We start from the raw sequence: 15,353 nt of genomic DNA, 5'->3' as shown, positions 1-15,353 counted from the left end.
TGCGTGCCACATTCCGCCTTTAATTCAGCGTCTCCGTCAGCTCGGATGCCTGCCAGTCTTATGACTGGCAGAGCAGCTACCGGGCACCGGTTGATCGACCGTATCGAAACTGTCACGTCGAGTCATTAGCAGGCACGTTCATGACCGTGTCACGCGAGCGCGCCGTCTGGCTGGGGCGTCACATCTTCCCGCACGAAGCAGCGCTGCGCCAGTGGATCGGGCGCCGCCCCGCGGCTGTCGGGTTGGATATCGAGGATGTCGTTCAGGAGTCATACGCCATCCTCGCGGCGTTGGAGCGGGTCGATCATATCCAGCGACCGCGAAACTACTTCTTCGAGGTCGCGAAATCGGTGATGCTCCAGTCGCTGCGCCGCTCGCGGGTGGTGGCCATCGATGCGCAGATCAGCGCCGAGCAGCTGGAGGTGCCGGACGAAGCGCCCACGCCCGAGCGGGTGGCGGCGGACCGACAGGAGCTCGCTCACGTCGCCGCCGTGATCGCGGCGCTGCCCGACCGCTGTCGGCAGGTCTTCACCCAGCGCAAACTCCACGGGCTTTCCCAGCGGGAGGTCGCCGAGCAGTTGGGTATTGCCGAGAGCACGGTTGAGAAGCACATGGTGAAGGCACTGGCGCTGCTGACGCATGCAATTGGCCGTGGCGGAAATCGTCGTGAGCGGTCATCTATCGTTCGTGACCCGGAGACCAACACCGCCCGCGATGAGCGCGCCCGACACACCGAGCGCGCTTGACGAGCGCGCCGCTGAATGGGCGATCCGCGTTGACGCCGGCACGCTGACCGCCACGGAGGAGGCAGCATTAGCCGCCTGGGCGAGCGCCGATACGCGCCATGCTGGTGCGTTCGCGCGGGCGATGGCCGCCAACTCCTATCTGGATCGTGCCGCGGCGCTGCGACCGCAGGATCTGGACCCGTCCGACGATCAGGAGACTGTCACGAAACCCGAGCCTGTGGCGTCGACGGTCAGCCGCCGCGGCTGGATCGGTGGCAGCTTAGGGGCGCTCGCTGCGACCCTGGTGGCCGCGATCGGCATCACGCGCTGGCTGTCCGACGAGCATATTGAGGCACCCATGGGCAGCGTCCGCCGTGCCTCGCTCGCCGATGGCTCCGCCGTGACCCTGAACACGAATGCCGCGATCGCGGTGGCGATGCGCCAAGCGGAACGGCGCGTCCGGCTGATCGCCGGCGAGGTGAACTTTGATATCGCCAAGGATAGCACCCGACCGTTCCTGATCGAGGCCGGGCCGGTCGATATCCGTGTCGTCGGCACCAGCTTTCTGGTGCGCCGCACCGGTGAGGACGATGTTGCGGTCACGGTACGGGAAGGCATCGTCGAAGTGAGACACCATGGCGCCGCTCCAGTGCGCCTGGTTGCCGGGGACCGGCTGGTGATCGGCCCGGCCGCGCCGATGCGGCGCGAGCAGCTGACGATGGCCGATGTCGACCGGATCAGTCTGTGGCAGCGCGGTGAATTGGATCTTACCGGCATGACCCTCGGCGATGCCGCGCAGGAATTTGCCCGTTATTCCGATCGTCACATCTTGATCGAGGATTCGTCGGTCGCCCAGCTCAAGGTGGCCGGGATTTATTCGACCAGCGATCCTGCCGGCTTCGCACAGGCCGCGGCCCTGGCGCAGGGCCTCAGGATCAGCACCAGCGAGCAGGGAATCACGCTCTCCCGCTAGGCGATGAAAAAGATCGTGACGCGGATGGAGGAAGATCCGTCGCGCTGCATCTAACTAGCGAACCGAGCATGATCTCGGCAGCCTGGGGGAAAGTTCACAGATGCAGATCCGGTTGATGTCCGGCTGCGGCCTGGCCGCGGTCGCGATGATGCTTGCCGCGCCTGCCGCGGCGCAAACGCGCACGTTCGACATTTCCGCGCAATCGCTGCCCGCGGCAATCGCCGCCCTCGGCAAGCAGGCGCGGCTGCAGATCGTCGCGCCGGCGGATGGGTTAAGTTCGGTCCGCAGCGTTGCCGTCAAAGGCGCTATGGACCCGCGCGCCGCCCTCCATCGCCTGATCGCCGGCACCGGGCTGGAGATCGCCGCCGACGACGGTGCGCGCATCATCCTCCGCCGCGCCGCGGGCCAGGTGGGAAACGCGCCGGCGGCGGTGCCGGTCGCCGGCGAACAGCCCGGCGCTGACCCCGCCGCGAAAGACATCGTCGTCACCGGCATCCGCGCCAGCCTGGAGACCGCCCGCGAGATCAAGCGCCGCTCGGACGCGATCGTCGACAGCATCGCCGCCGAGGACATCGGCCAATTGCCCGACAACAGCGCTACCGAGGCGCTCGCACGGCTGCCGGGTGTGCAGGTCTTCCGCAACCGCGGCGAGGGGCAGTCGATCACCATCCGCGGCATCTCCAATGTCGTGACGATGATCAATGGGCAGGAAGCCTATACCGGCTCGTCGCGCCGCACCCTGCTTAACAGCTATCCCGCGGGCCTGATCCGCTCGCTGGAGGTGTACAAGGCGCTCACCCCCGATCTGATCGAGGGCGGGATCGGCGGCGCGGTCGACGTCCAGCTGCGCCAGCCGCTCGATTTCAAGAAGGGCCTGACGGTCGCCGGCACGCTGCGCGGCAGCTATGACGACCAGGCGGACAAGGGCTTCGGCAACGCCGACGTGCTGGTCGCGGGCAATTGGAACACCGGCCTCGGCGAGCTCGGCGTCATGGTCAACGCCTCCTATCTGAAGCGCGACTATTACGAATCCTATCGCGAGAGCCTCCAACCGCAGACCAACGCCGCCGGCCAGACTTTCCCGACCGGAATTCTCCTCAAGAACCCCGCGGGCAATTACGAGCGCCCCGTGGTGACCGGCGAGCTGCAGTGGCGCCCTGCTTATAATCTCGGCCTGTATCTGCGCGCGACCAACGTCACCGACGACAACGAATATACCGACACCGATCTGCAGACCAACATGGCGGCGACCACCGCGCTGAGCAACGTCGTGCTGGTGCCCGGCACCGGAATCGTGAAGAGCGCGACCTTCACCGCGACGGCGGACTCGGGGCCGCGCTCCAACCATACCCGGCAGCTGCTCGACACCACCCAGATCGAGTTCGGCGCCGACTATCGCAGCGGGATCGCGACGCTGACGACCAGCGCGGTCTACACCAGCTCGCGGATCGACACCGATCAGCAACTGTTCCTGCTCGGCTTCAACAAGGCGCCGGTGATCGACGCCGTGTTCCAGAGCGACAGCCGCTTCGGCGGCCTCTCCTACACCTATCGCGACGTCGACCTTGCCGACATCAGCCAGTTCCACGTTCGCGCTTACTCGGATACCCGCACCCGCCAGAAGGGCAGCGGCGTGCAGTGGCGCACCGACCTCACCCTCGATACCGGCGACGGCTTCTTCCGCTCGCTCAAGACCGGCTTTCGCTACGCCGACCGCAGCGCCACCTACCGGACCGGCACCGGGCTCGCCGATCTCAACAAGCTCAACCTGCCGATGTCCGCCTTCCCAGGCGGGGCGACGCCGGTCGGGCTGACCCGCAGCGTCTCCGCCGACGATGCCACGCTGCCAAGCGGCTGGATCGGCTATGATGCGCGCTGGCTGGCCGACATCGGCAACGTCAAGACGCTCAACAGCTATGTCGATTCGCTGCTGGCGACCAAGCTCTACACCGATGACGGCCGCCCCGCCGATACCCAGCAATCCGCGTTCGACGGCAAGGAGACGAGCTACGCCGTCTACGGCCAGGTGAAATACGGCCTCGACCTGGGCGGCGTCAGCATCGACGGCGTCGCCGGTGCCCGCCTCGTCAACACCGTGCTCGCCATCGATGGCACCCAATATGCGGCGACCCGGACGCCGGCGTCGAGCGCGATCGTCTACACCTACACGCCCGTCAACGCGCGCCAGAACTATGTCGATCTCGATCCCAGCATCAGCGCCGTGGTGCATTTCTCGCGCGCGCTACAGCTGCGCCTGGCCTGGACCAAGACCTTCAGCCGCCCCGACTTCTCGCAGCTTAACCCGAGCCAGACCTTTGCCCAGGTGCTGGCCGGCTCGGGCGCCTATACGGGGTCGGTGACCACCGGCAATCCCAATCTGCTGCCGATCCGCTCGACCAATTGGGATGCGTCGCTGGAAGCCTATTTCGGCCGCGCCGGGCTCGCCAGCGCCGCGGTGTTCGGCCGCGAGGTGAGCAACTACATCGTCACCGTCAAGGATACCGACACGACCATCCCGGGCGCGCTCGGGATCGTCAACGTCACCCGGCCGATCAACGCCGGCGATGGCGTGATCAAGGGTGCCGAGGTCAATCTCAGCACCTTCTTCGATTTCGCGCCGGGCCTACTGCACAACATCGGCGTCGCCGGCAATTACACCTATATCGACTCGCGCCAGGATCTGCCCGCCACCAACGTCTCGGCCGCCTTCAGTGGCCAGACCGCGGGCATCTCCAAGCACAGCTACAATGCCTCGCTGTTCTACGACGACGGCCGCCTTCGCGCGACGGTCGCTTATTCGTGGCGGGGGCGGTTTACGCTGACCTACAATCTCGCCGACCCTAACAAGAACCTGAACTGGTATCCGATCGAGCGGCTCGCCGCCTCGGCAACCTACAAGATCAACCGTAATCTGGCGCTGACGATCGACGCCACCAACCTCACCAATCGGCCGCAGCGCGCCTATTGGGGATCGGAAAGCGTCGAGGATCGCGTCTATTTCGAGGGCCGCACCTTCTCCGCCGCCCTGCGCTTCAAATTTTGAGGGGGTAAGCCGATGCGCATCAGCTATGTCGCGCCGCTGCTGGCGCTGGTCGCCGGCAGCGCCGCCGATGGGCGCATGGCGGCGACGCCCTGGGGCGGCGCCTGGGGCTATGCCACCTCGCCCGCCACCAAGGCGGTTCGCGACGTGCTGCCCGCCGGTGTCTACCGCTATCGCCTGCGCTCCAGCCAGTCGGGCGACGGCGTGCGCCTGACCTTCACCAACCCCGCCGGCGCGGTGCCGCTCGATCTCGGGCGGGTCACGATCGCCAGGGCCAGCGGTGCGGCGGGCTTCGGCCTCGATCCGGCCAGCGAACGCCCCGTCGCCTTCGCCGCCAACGGTGCCGTGCGGATCGCCGCCGGCGAGACGCTGGTCAGCGCCGCGGTCGATCTCACGGTCGCGGCCGGCGACGATCTGATCGTCACCATCGAGACGCGCGCTCCGAGCACCACGGTAGGCGGTAATGCGGGCTTCCCGCTCGCATTCAGCGAAACGCCGATCGCCGCTGACGGCGCCGGGCTCGAGCCGCGCCGGTTGCGCCCCTTCCTAACCCAGATGGCGGTACGGCGGTCCGCCGCAACCTGCACCATCGTCACGATGGGCGATTCCATCACCGAGGGTGCGCGTGGCACCCGCACCGGCTGGCGCGGCTGGCCCGGTGAGCTGGCCCGCCGGCTGTCGGCGCAGCGCGGGTCGCATTGCGGCGTGGTGAACATGGGGATCAGCGGCAATCGCCTGCTCCGCGAGGGCCGCGGCACGGCGGCGGTGGAGCGGTTCGAGCGCGACGTCGCCTCGGTGCCGGGCGTGACCCACCTCATCCTGCTCGAGGGGATCAACGACATCTGGCGCAGCGGCACGCCGGGCGAGCCGCCGGTCGCGAGCACCGACCTGATCGCCGGCTACCAGCGGATCATCGCCCTGGCGCACGCGCGCGGCATCCGCGTGATTGGCGCCACGATGACGCCGGGCTGGGGCTCCAAATATCTGACGCCGGCGATGGAGCAGACGCGGCAGGAGGCGAACCGCTGGATCCGCACCGGCGGCGGCTTCGATGCGGTAATCGACTTCGAGGCAGCCTTACGCGACGGCAGCAATTCGCCGGCGATCCAGCGGCCGTTCGACTCCGGCGATCACCTCCATCCGGGCGACAGCGGCTATGAAGCGATGGGACGCGCCGTGCCGTTGTCGCTGTTCCGCGTGGACAGGCGGTACGAAGCGCCGCCCCCTGCTCGTTCCACGGTCCCCAAGGAGTAGCATCATGCCCCTGCCTCTCTCGTATCGATCGCTGGCCGGCGTCGTCGCCGGCGCGCTGGCGGTGGCCGCCACCCCGGCCTGGGCGTGGGGCCATCAGGCCCATGCCGCCATCGATCGCGCCGCGATCGAGGCGCTGCCCGCAGACGGCCCCGTCTTCCTGCGCCAGTACCTCCCCTACATCGCCGGCTCGGCGACGCTGCCGGACAAATGGCGCTCGCCGAGCGAACCCTTCGCCAAGATCGAAGAGGATCCCAACCACGGCTGGTTCCGCGAGCAGTTCGCCTTCCTCAAGCCGGTACCGCGCTCGCGCTACGCTTTCATCCTGGCGCTGTACCGAGAGCATCTTCGCCTGCGGCAGACCGATCCGGCCGCCGCGGCTCGGATGAACGTCCGCTGGACCGGCACCCTGCCCTATGCGGTGATGGAGCAATATGGCCAGCTCGTCGCCGAAATGCGCCTGCTCCGTGCCGCACGGACCAAGGGCGATCGCGCCCAGGCCGCCATCCTCGAACAGAATTGCGCCCACAGCGTGGTGCGTCTTGGCCATTACGTCGGCGATGGTTCCCAGCCCCTGCACGATTCGGTGAACAGCGACGGCTGGCGCGGCGATAATCCCGCCGGGTACATGCGCGACGGCAAGATCCACGCGCAATTCGAATCCGCTTATGTCGCCTCCATCCACCTCGGGGTAAACGACCTCCGTCCCCTGATGGGGCCGCCCGACCCGCTGCAGGGCGATCTGTTCAACCGGCTGCTCGCTTTCCTGGATCAACGCGGTGGGCAGATGGAGGGGGTCTACCGGCTGGAGAAGCGCGGCGCCCTGAACGATCCACACGACCTCGAGGCGCGGTCGCTCGTCTATCAGACCGCCGCATCGGGAGCCGCACTGCTGCGGGACATGATCAGCCGAGCCTGGCGCGAGGCAGCGACGATACCGCGAAACGCCGACCCTTTGAGCACCTCAAACCCGGCCTACGATCCGACCACGGGGTCGGCGCCGCCGCCGGTTGAAAATCAATGAACCAACCCGGGCCGCTTAGATTGCGTTACCCGCCTCCTAGAAGCTGCCTTCATACTGACCCACATGCCGCCATTCGGGGCTTAGGTTCGGCTCCCCAACTCCGGCCGCTCGTTCATCACGCGGGCGCGTTGATCTCAATAGTTGAACCGAGATTACTCGTCTCGGATCGCGGTTCACGTGAACAGATCGCGCTCCTGCTCGAACATCCCGCCGATCTCATCCGCTACGATCCGGATGGATGCGTTCTTCCGGTCGCGGCTGCGCGTCAGCAGGAACACCTCCATGTGCGGCGGCGGCGCTCCTAAATTGCAGCATCGTAGGAGCGGGTCGGCACGGCCGATGAAATGCGGGATCAGCGCCAGGCCTGCCCCCGTTCGCGCGGCAATCGATTGGAGGAACTGGTCCTTGGCGCGAAACGCGACGCGCGCACGGGGGAAGTGCTTGGTCAGCCAAGCGGCCGAGGACAGGTAGGCGTCCGACTCGTTGAAGCCGATGAAGACCGGATCGCCGCCGGCTTCAACCAGGGCACACGCCGCCTCGGCTCCATAGAAGCCATAGCCGACCGTCGTCAGCGGGCGGGCCATGACGTCCCCGTCCTTCGGCTTGTCGAAACGGATGGCGATGTCCGCTTCGTGACGTTCGAGGCTGATCGACCGTAGCGCGGGCGCGAGGTCTATATCTAGCCTGGGATAGCGGGCGGCAAGGGTCGGCAGGCGTGACATGAGGAAGCCGGCCGATAAGCCCGGAGACGCGTTGATCCGCACGAGACCGCTGGGCGTGCCATCCGTCATGCCGCGGCCGAGGATCTGGGCTGCCTGCTCCATGTCGGTCGCGGCCTCGAGCGCATGGGCGCCGGCTGGCGTCAGCACATAGCCCTCAGAGCGGCGCTCGACGAGCTTCTCGCCCAGGCTCTCTTCCAGCGAATGCAGGCGGCGCGCGATCGTCGCGTGATTGACCGAGAGCATCCGGGCGGCAGCGGACAGGCTGCCGTGCCGGGCCAGGGCTACGAAGATGCGGACATCTTGCCAGTCGACCTCTGTGCGTTTTTGATCAGCCATTGATCGGAGATAGCGAATTTCCGTGTCTCTGCCACCGCCATACATGCCGGTCATCAACCAAGCATGAGGCAAGGCAAATCATGTCGGACATCAAGAAAGTCGCCATCGTCACCGGTGCCTCGCAGGGCCTAGGCGAAGGCATTGTCAACGGGTTCCGCGCCCGCGGTTACGGCGTTGTCGCCACCTCGCGCTCGACCCGGCCCTCGACCGCCCCCGATCTGGTGACCGTCGCTGGTGACATCGGCGATCCCGAAACGGGCAAGCGCCTGGTCGCGGCGGCGATGGAGCGGTTCGGCCGCATCGACACGCTGGTGAACAATGCCGGCATCTTCATCGGCAAGGCCTTCACCGACTATACGGAGGAGGATTACCGCCTGAAGCTGAAGACCAACCTCGACGGCTTCTTCTTTACGACGGAAGCGGTCGTGCCGGTCATGCTGGAGCAGGGCCAGGGCCACATCGTCCAGATCACGGCGTCGACCGCCGAGTTCGCCCATTCGGCCTCGCCTGCCTTCATTGCCATGCTGACCAAGGGCGGCATGAACGCGGCCACAAAAAGCCTTGCGATCGAATACGCCACCCGCGGCATCCGCGTGAACGCGGTCGCGCCCGGCGTGATCCGCACCCCCATGCACGATCCAAAGACCGTCGAGCAGCTCGGCGCCTTCCACCCCATGAACAAGCTGGGCGAGGTCGAGGATATCGTGCGCGCCGTCCTCTACCTTGAGGATGCCGTCTTCTCGACCGGCGAGATCCTGCACGTCGACGGCGGCCTAATCGCGGGCCGCTGATCCTCGCGACCAAGGAGAACACCCATGCCGATCGTCAACATCCTCGTCACCCGCGAGGGCACGAGCCCTGGCGCGGACCGCACCACAGCCGAGCAGAAGACCGCAATCTACCAGGGCATCGCCGACCTGCTGTTCGACGTGATGGGCAAGCCGCGCGAGGACACCACCGTGATCTTCCACGAGCACGAGCTGGAGGACCTCGGCCAGGGCGGGCTGCCGCTGGCCGACTATCGCACCCGGCGCGCGCAGGATCGCCGGGCCGGCGCCTGACGCCGCCCCCACCCACCCGATCGAACTGACATTCAGCGAGGCGTCCGCTCGTCGCTGCCCACCAGAGAAGGAGAAGACCCATGAACAAGATCGTCGCCAAACTCTCCGCCGCCGCCCTGTCGCTGGCCGCGGCGGGCACCGCCCACGCCGCCCCTGCCCGCAACGTCGTGCTGGTCCACGGCGCCTTCACCGACCAGACGAGCTGGGACAAGGTCGCCAAGCTGCTGCGCGGCAAGGGCTTCCATGTCACCGAGGTCGCGAACCCGATGACGTCGCTCGAAGCCGACGTGGCCGCCACCCGCGCGGCGCTGGCCAAGCAAAAGGGGCCGACCGTGCTGGTCGGGCATAGCTGGGGCGGCGTGGTGATCGGCGAGGCGGGCAGCGACCCGAAGGTGTCCGCGCTCGTCTATGTCGCCGCCTATGCGCCCGATCGCGGCGAGAGCCTGAAGTCGCTGTCAGAAGGCGCGCCGCCCTCGCCGGGGCAGAAGGCGCTGCGGCCGGACGCGCGCGGTTATCTGTCGCTCGACCCCGCCGCGTTCCCGGCCCTGTTCGTCGGCGACGTGCCGGTGGCCGAGGGCAAGGCGCTTGTCGCGCACCAGATCCCGCTCAACGGCGCCGTGTTCGGGACGCAAGCGACGGTCGCCGCCTGGCACGACAAGCCGACCTTCTACGCCATCTCGGCCAACGACCAGATGATCCCGCCTGCTGCCGAAACGATGTTCGCCAAGCGGATGAACGCCCGAACGGTGACGCTTCAGTCCAGCCACGCGTCGCCCGTCTCCCATCCGGCCGAGGTCGCCGCGCTGATCGAGCGCGCCGCACGCTGACCATGCAGGCGCGGGGCTGCCCCTCCACGGCGCAGCCCCGCCGCCTTCCACCACCTTTGATGCTCAGGAGCACCTTCCGATGAACACCGCCCGTGTCGATGACTATTTTGCCGCCCTCGCCAACCGGGACAGCCTGCGGATCGTGCCGCACCTCGCCGAGGACATCGTCCTGCTCGGCCCCATCTTCCCCGAACCGACCGTCGGCAAGGACGCGGTGGTGGAGGTCTTGTCCGGCTTCCTCGAGACGATCGACAGCCTGGAGGTGAACCTGCGCTTCGCGCAGGATCGGGACGTCGCGGTGTTCTTCAGCTTTACCTGCAACGGCCTGACGGTGAAGGGTAACGAGCACCTGCACCTGAACGAGGACGGCCTAATCGACAGCATCGAGGTAGCGTGGCGCCCGCTCCCCGCGACTGTCGCGGTTCAGGAGGTGTTCGCCAGCAAGCTCGGCTTCCCGGCCATGCGCCTCGTGCCGGCGACCAACGTCTGACGCGGTGCCCGCACCAGTGCCGCAGCCCTTGGCCTCGCGGCACGGCATTTTGACCCAGCACTGAGCGTCGATCGACCCATCCTAGCTCACCCTGAGCGGACTCGACGCTTTGATCTCCAGGAGTAATGTCATGTCGAAATCCATCATGATCATTGGTGCCGGACCTGCCATCGGCCGCGGCGTTGCGGAGAGGTTCGGCGACGCCGGCTGGTCCGTCGTGCTCGCCGCGCGCAACCCTGAGCGGCTGGCCGAAGAAGCGGCCGCGCTGTCGGCGAAGGGCATCACCGTCCATACGCTGCCCGTCGACGCCACCGACCCCGTGGCACTCCGCGCCGCGATGGCAAAGGGCGACGCGCTGACCGGAGGCCTGACCGTCGTGCACTTCAACGCCGCCGTTGTCCGCATCCAGGACCTATTCAGCATGACGGACGCGGAGGTGACGGGCGATCTCGCGATAAACGTAGCCGCGGGTTTGCACACCATCCGCGCCGCAGTCAGCCTGTTCGGCGATCGCGGAGGCACAATCCTCGTTACGGGCGGCGGGATCGCGACGGTTCCGAACCCGAACGCGTTGAGCCTGGGCGTCGGCAAGGTTGCCATGCGCCACGCCGTCCAAGCGCTCGTCAAGCCGCTCGCTGAGCGCGGCATCCGTATCGCTACAGCGACGGTCCGTGAGAGGATCTTACCCAACTCAGCCGAAGCGGCTGGCGTCGCCGGTATCATGTGGCGACTGGCAACAGATCCTGCGGCGCCTTGGGAGCTGGATTACCGGACGGTATAGGGGAATACCGCTACTCTCGTGCGTCCGCGCCGACCCATACTCCGTCAGCCACAGCCACTTTTTGCTCGCCAGTTTTCGGACTCCCATTCACGTTCTAGGTACGGACAATGCGATTGACGCTTAACCCGCGCGTCGACAAACTTTGCGAGAAGGTCCTCGTGTACAATGCTTGTAAGGAGACGACTGGCATATGCCTGCTCACGCGGTTAGGACCGTCGCGCCGGCGTTGTCAGTCACGCTTCTCCAGCCGTCACAGAGCTTCTGGGCTGAGTATCAGACCCTAATAGCGGCCGTCATTCAGGCACTTATAGCTATAGCGAGCGTCGTCGTTGCGGTTCTGGCGGTGCGTAGGCAACTCGATGGTATAGACCGACAGATCGGATCGGTGCGCGACGCTCGAATCGATCAAATTGCGGAGGACCGTAAAGCCGCAGCACTGTTGATCTGGGCGGAGGTTCGAACGATCGAGCGTGGATGCCGGGAATGGGTTCAGAAATGGACGAGGAGGAACTCCACTCTTCAGAGCTTCACTCCTGGAGACAGTGGAACCCCGATATCCGTCCCGCTTTCGAACGAGCTTTACAAGTCTCAAGTTCTCCGACTCGCACACTTCCGTCCTGAGGTTTTGGAGCAGATAACCTTCTTCTACTCAGCGGCGGAAGTGTACTTTCCGCTATTGCGTCGGCCGATAAGGCCAGATCAGACGCACGACGTGAGAGACATACATCGAGAGATGTTTGTTGCCGTAGAGCTCGAGATCAGAGCCAATGCTCTAGCGGCTCTCATATACTCAGAATTTTTTGTAGACCAGACTGCCCCCAAATTCATTCCTCCTGTAGACCTAGCGACGTACGAGCCAATATTCTCGACCGCAGACGAGTATCTGGATTTCGGCGATAAGGAAGCCAGGTTCTCGAGGGACGCAGATATGATAAGGGATTTGCTACGCCGGAAGAGGGAGGACCCTCTTCCGAGGTATGGCCCTGACGGCAAGGAGTAGGTTAAGGGACGGTTCTCAGGTTTCCGACCCGCCCTCCCTCGGCACTTGTCGCTCGCAGTCATTTGACCCAACAGCGGTCATCGAAGGTTCATGGAGGAACGGTAAGCGTGCAGAGGATCAACTAATGACGGGGCGCAGTTGTATCATCGGAAGTTCTTGTTTTTCGCCGTTGCGACCGTCTTCTGCTCATTGAGTAATGGGGCAAATGCGCAGGCCCGGTTCTTACAGAAGCAAACGCAGTTTCGCGCAGCGCTGGAGAACCAGTCAACCTCGCCGTCCTTCGTCTTGGTAACGATTGTTGACGGTCGATCGCGAGCTGAGACTACGGGTTGCGTCTTCGCACCATTCCTTCTCGGTGCGATCGCAAAGGAAAATGGCATCACTCGGACCGAGGCGCTCGCGGAGGCGCTGGCCCGCAAGGATCACATTTTCACCTTCTTTTCGCCCGAAGCACTGGCCAACCTCGGCTTGAATGAGTCGCGCTATTCACCTGCGTGCGCGATCATTCGGTCGGGAGAGCCCGCTTATATGCAGGATCGAACCGGCCAGATTCGAGCAGGGCAGCCGTAGGTCCGCGTTCCACCAGTTTTCCCGTTGGCGTCACATATAGCGACGCCGGCAATCATCCAACAGGCAAGATAGAGCTTGGAGTTGAACATGATCGGACCTGGACTGCTGACCATCGCGTCAACCTCAGCATTTTTCGTCTCCACGTTTAGCCCCACAATTCCACGGGAAGGAACTCACCTCTACGATTATTGGTCTTCGACCCCTGCCGTCGAAGACCTGCGCCGAGTAGCGAAGGATCAGGGCCGCGACGGCATTATCGGCATCCGCTGCTCAGTGACGTCCAATGGGCGACTCGACAGATGCCGCGTCGCGCAGCAACTCGGTGGAGCCGGCTTCGGATCGGCCGCCCGCAGCCTTTCGCACAAGTTCATGATGAAGCAGGAATTTGCCCGGATCGCACGCTCGAGCCGAGCCACCGTGCTGATCAAGATGCCATTCTGCGCCAACGACGTCTGCGATCCACCGGAGTGGAGGGGCTACAAGGATGGCTGACGTTCCGAAGGCAGCAAAATCGCCAGCACACATGATGGAAGCACAACGAATGTCAGTCGAGGTTCGGTTCAGTCGCTCCAAGAAAGACATGTCAGGCGAGCATGCCAGCGCGACACCTAAAGCGAACGTCACTCGCCACGGCCAGTTTCGACAGGAAGTAGCTGCAAGCTTCCTGCTCCGGCGCCTGAACAAATGGCCGATTACTGAGATCGCGGCCTCAAAGCGGACCGGCTGCAATCCACCCAAACCTAGCTTCGCGATCAGCAAAGCTCAGCCGATCACAACCCGCCGGGCGGCCGAGCGCTGCATGTATCGAGCGTCCTCGATCAGACAGGCCTTGATCTCCATGTTACGAAGCGGTTTGCTAAACAGGTAGCCCTGCATATGGGTACATCCAGCTTCAACTAGGGCGGCCATCTGCTCGGCTGTCTCAACACCTTCCGCGACTACGCCCATGTCTAGCTTCGCGCCAAGTCCAACAACCGCTTGGATGATCGCTGACGAGGCTTGAGACGTGAGCATCTGCCGAACGAAGCTCTGATCGATCTTCACCTTGTCAAAGCGGAAGCGCTCAAAATAGCTCAGCGACGAATAGCCAACGCCGAAATCATCCATGAGGATCTGGATACCGAGCGTGCGCAGCTGTTCCAGCTCACGGAACGTATGATCAACATCGCGCAGGAACAACCCTTCGGTTACCTCCAGCTGAAGTCGGTGAGATGACAGGCCGGTGCTGCTCAGAACGTTGCTCACGACCTCGAACAGATCGCCCGCATGAACCTGGATTGGTGAGATGTTGACGGCAACCTTGATGTGCTCCGGCCAACCAACCGCGTCCTCACACGCAAGACAGAGAATGCGTTTTCCCAGCTGCGCGATCAGCCCACCTTCCTCAGCGATCGAGATGAATAGGTCGGGCGGGATCGGCCCTCTGATCGGATGATCCCAGCGGGCCAGCGCTTCCACGCTCGTGATCTGACCGGTACTGGCGGAGAGTACGGGCTGATAGGCAAGCGTGATCTGTTTGCTGTCGAGGGCTGCGCGCAGATCGCGTTCCAACTCGCGGCGGGCCTGCGTGGCCCGGTCCATTTCGGTGCTGAAGAAGCAGATGATCCCGCGGCCCTGCTGCTTGGCCCGATAGAGAGCTAGGTCAGCGTGCTGACGTAGCTCCTCGGTCGTAGCGGCATCGCCTGGTGCAAGAGCGATCCCGATGCTGCTTCCTAGCTGGACCGTTGCCCAGCGAGTAACGATAGGTGCCGCCAGGGCGGTGACAATGGTCGCCGCCAGAACGCGGGCGCGCCCAGCCGGAACAGGGTCAGCAACAATCACCGCGAATTCATCGCCACCAATCCGCGCCAGCGTGGTCTTTGCAGTCACGACTGCACGGAGGCGGTCACCGATCTGCGCAAGCACGGCATCGCCGGCTAGATGGCCGAACTGATCGTTCACCGCCTTGAACCTGTCGAGATCGATGCTGATAAGGGCGAACGGCGCTTGATCGGCGATCAGCCTGTTCATCTCGTCAACGAACGATCCCCGGTTGCGCAGCCCGGTCAGCGAATCGTAATGCGCTAATCGCTGTACCTGCGCCTGGGCCTTGCGAGTTTCGGTCACGTCCTCCGACATGCCCACGATGTACTCGCGCTCGCGGTTAGGGCCATCTACGACAATCCGCTTTGTACGCAGCGTCACCACCTCACTGCCAGGTCGCTCGAACTCGCTCTCGAAGAGGTGAACACCTTCAACTCCAAGGGCGGCTTCGTCACGCTGCTCGTAGCTGGCCCCTTGGGCGAACAGCTCTGGATCCGTCCTGCCGATTACCGCGTGCCTTGACCGACCTGTCAGCTCCTCACCTGCGCGATTGACCAGCAGATAGCGCTTGGTTTCCACGTCCTTGACGAACAGCATGGCCGGAAGATGGTCCACGACGGTGTCGAGAAAGGCCTTGGCCTGTTCCCGCTCGCGCTCGAGCATCTTGCGTGCTGAAGCATCACGGATGATGCCAGCGAAGTTGTGACCGCTCTCTATCGAGCCCCACCGCGCCAGCGACAGTTCGATCGG

Annotated in this window: 15 protein-coding genes; 13 read left to right on the top strand and 2 right to left on the bottom strand. The window is 64.7% G+C overall.

The annotated features are described in order from the left end of the window. The first annotated feature begins 140 nt into the window (after positions 1 to 140). The 5 genes from AC07M8_RS19115 (at position 141) to AC07M8_RS19095 (ending at position 7,013) form a co-directional block, all read left to right on the top strand. Positions 141 to 746 (top strand): RNA polymerase sigma factor, encoded by a 606-nt coding sequence (locus AC07M8_RS19115; protein WP_495175815.1) that lies wholly within the window; start codon positions 141 to 143, stop codon positions 744 to 746. Continuing rightward, positions 640 to 1,698, top strand: a complete 1,059-nt coding sequence (locus AC07M8_RS19110; RefSeq protein ID WP_495175814.1) for a FecR family protein — start codon at positions 640 to 642, stop codon at positions 1,696 to 1,698. The genes AC07M8_RS19115 and AC07M8_RS19110 overlap by 107 nt, the downstream gene beginning before the upstream one ends. Positions 1,699 to 1,798: 100 nt before the next feature. Then, positions 1,799 to 4,741 (top strand): TonB-dependent receptor, encoded by a 2,943-nt coding sequence (locus tag AC07M8_RS19105; RefSeq protein ID WP_495175813.1) that lies wholly within the window; start codon positions 1,799 to 1,801, stop codon positions 4,739 to 4,741. Positions 4,742 to 4,753: 12 nt separating this feature from the next. Then, positions 4,754 to 5,992: an SGNH/GDSL hydrolase family protein gene (locus tag AC07M8_RS19100; protein ID WP_495175812.1), complete on the top strand. Its 1,239-nt coding sequence runs from the start codon at positions 4,754 to 4,756 to the stop codon at positions 5,990 to 5,992. Positions 5,993 to 5,996: 4 nt separating this feature from the next. Further along, positions 5,997 to 7,013 carry a phospholipase C/P1 nuclease family protein gene (locus AC07M8_RS19095; RefSeq protein ID WP_495175811.1) on the top strand — a complete coding sequence of 339 codons (1,017 nt, stop codon included), beginning with the start codon at positions 5,997 to 5,999 and terminating at the stop codon, positions 7,011 to 7,013. 173 nt (positions 7,014 to 7,186) lie between these two features. On the opposite strand, the gene AC07M8_RS19090 is transcribed toward AC07M8_RS19095, so the two are convergent. Further along, the gene (locus tag AC07M8_RS19090) at positions 7,187 to 8,125 is read right to left on the bottom strand and encodes a LysR family transcriptional regulator (protein ID WP_495175810.1); all 939 of its coding nucleotides are present in this window, start codon (positions 8,123 to 8,125) and stop codon (positions 7,187 to 7,189) included. Between the two features lie 26 nt (positions 8,126 to 8,151). On the opposite strand from AC07M8_RS19090, the gene AC07M8_RS19085 reads away from it, so the two are divergent. The 8 genes from AC07M8_RS19085 to AC07M8_RS19050 all read left to right on the top strand — a co-directional run bounded on the left by AC07M8_RS19085 (position 8,152) and on the right by AC07M8_RS19050 (position 13,292). Beyond that, positions 8,152 to 8,862, top strand: a complete 711-nt coding sequence (locus AC07M8_RS19085) for an SDR family NAD(P)-dependent oxidoreductase (protein ID WP_495175809.1) — start codon at positions 8,152 to 8,154, stop codon at positions 8,860 to 8,862. Between the two features lie 24 nt (positions 8,863 to 8,886). After that, positions 8,887 to 9,132 carry a tautomerase family protein gene (locus tag AC07M8_RS19080; RefSeq protein WP_495175808.1) on the top strand — a complete coding sequence of 82 codons (246 nt, stop codon included), beginning with the start codon at positions 8,887 to 8,889 and terminating at the stop codon, positions 9,130 to 9,132. 80 nt (positions 9,133 to 9,212) lie between these two features. Continuing rightward, entirely contained in the window at positions 9,213 to 9,959 is a 747-nt protein-coding gene (locus AC07M8_RS19075) for an alpha/beta fold hydrolase (RefSeq protein ID WP_495175807.1), read from the top strand. 79 nt (positions 9,960 to 10,038) lie between these two features. Beyond that, complete coding sequence (locus AC07M8_RS19070) at positions 10,039 to 10,449, top strand: nuclear transport factor 2 family protein (protein WP_495175806.1); 411 nt, start codon at positions 10,039 to 10,041, stop codon at positions 10,447 to 10,449. A gap of 130 nt (positions 10,450 to 10,579) precedes the next feature. Next, a complete protein-coding gene (locus AC07M8_RS19065; protein ID WP_495175805.1) occupies positions 10,580 to 11,230 on the top strand; it encodes an SDR family oxidoreductase in 651 nt (216 codons plus the stop codon). Positions 11,231 to 11,420: 190 nt separating this feature from the next. Further along, positions 11,421 to 12,230 carry a hypothetical protein gene (locus tag AC07M8_RS19060; RefSeq protein ID WP_495175804.1) on the top strand — a complete coding sequence of 270 codons (810 nt, stop codon included), beginning with the start codon at positions 11,421 to 11,423 and terminating at the stop codon, positions 12,228 to 12,230. 156 nt (positions 12,231 to 12,386) lie between these two features. Beyond that, on the top strand, positions 12,387 to 12,800 hold the full coding sequence (locus AC07M8_RS19055; protein ID WP_495175803.1) for a hypothetical protein: 414 nt from the start codon (positions 12,387 to 12,389) through the stop codon (positions 12,798 to 12,800). 87 nt (positions 12,801 to 12,887) lie between these two features. Further along, positions 12,888 to 13,292, top strand: a complete 405-nt coding sequence (locus AC07M8_RS19050; RefSeq protein WP_495175802.1) for an energy transducer TonB — start codon at positions 12,888 to 12,890, stop codon at positions 13,290 to 13,292. A 270-nt stretch (positions 13,293 to 13,562) separates the two neighbouring features. Here the strand turns inward: AC07M8_RS19050 and AC07M8_RS19045 are convergent. Then, positions 13,563 to 15,353 (bottom strand): putative bifunctional diguanylate cyclase/phosphodiesterase (locus tag AC07M8_RS19045; RefSeq protein ID WP_495175801.1); only part of this gene is annotated, 1,791 nt, incomplete at its 5' end.

The sequence above is a fragment of the Sphingomonas sp. GW821-FHT09E03 genome, assembly GCF_059416225.1.
Note: the sequence above shows the minus strand (reverse complement) of the source record. Positions and strands in the feature narration are given on the sequence as shown.

Excerpts from the sequence above, each read along its gene's own strand:
- AC07M8_RS19115 (WP_495175815.1), top strand. The coding sequence starts at position 141 with ATGACCGTGTCACGCGAGCGCGCCGTCTGGCTGGGGCGTCACATCTTC.
- AC07M8_RS19110 (WP_495175814.1), top strand. The coding sequence starts at position 640 with ATGCAATTGGCCGTGGCGGAAATCGTCGTGAGCGGTCATCTATCGTTC.
- AC07M8_RS19105 (WP_495175813.1), top strand. The coding sequence starts at position 1,799 with ATGCAGATCCGGTTGATGTCCGGCTGCGGCCTGGCCGCGGTCGCGATG.
- AC07M8_RS19100 (WP_495175812.1), top strand. The coding sequence starts at position 4,754 with ATGCGCATCAGCTATGTCGCGCCGCTGCTGGCGCTGGTCGCCGGCAGC.
- AC07M8_RS19095 (WP_495175811.1), top strand. The coding sequence starts at position 5,997 with ATGCCCCTGCCTCTCTCGTATCGATCGCTGGCCGGCGTCGTCGCCGGC.
- AC07M8_RS19090 (WP_495175810.1), bottom strand. The coding sequence starts at position 8,125 with ATGACCGGCATGTATGGCGGTGGCAGAGACACGGAAATTCGCTATCTC.
- AC07M8_RS19085 (WP_495175809.1), top strand. The coding sequence starts at position 8,152 with ATGTCGGACATCAAGAAAGTCGCCATCGTCACCGGTGCCTCGCAGGGC.
- AC07M8_RS19080 (WP_495175808.1), top strand. The coding sequence starts at position 8,887 with ATGCCGATCGTCAACATCCTCGTCACCCGCGAGGGCACGAGCCCTGGC.
- AC07M8_RS19075 (WP_495175807.1), top strand. The coding sequence starts at position 9,213 with ATGAACAAGATCGTCGCCAAACTCTCCGCCGCCGCCCTGTCGCTGGCC.
- AC07M8_RS19070 (WP_495175806.1), top strand. The coding sequence starts at position 10,039 with ATGAACACCGCCCGTGTCGATGACTATTTTGCCGCCCTCGCCAACCGG.
- AC07M8_RS19065 (WP_495175805.1), top strand. The coding sequence starts at position 10,580 with ATGTCGAAATCCATCATGATCATTGGTGCCGGACCTGCCATCGGCCGC.
- AC07M8_RS19060 (WP_495175804.1), top strand. The coding sequence starts at position 11,421 with ATGCCTGCTCACGCGGTTAGGACCGTCGCGCCGGCGTTGTCAGTCACG.
- AC07M8_RS19050 (WP_495175802.1), top strand. The coding sequence starts at position 12,888 with ATGATCGGACCTGGACTGCTGACCATCGCGTCAACCTCAGCATTTTTC.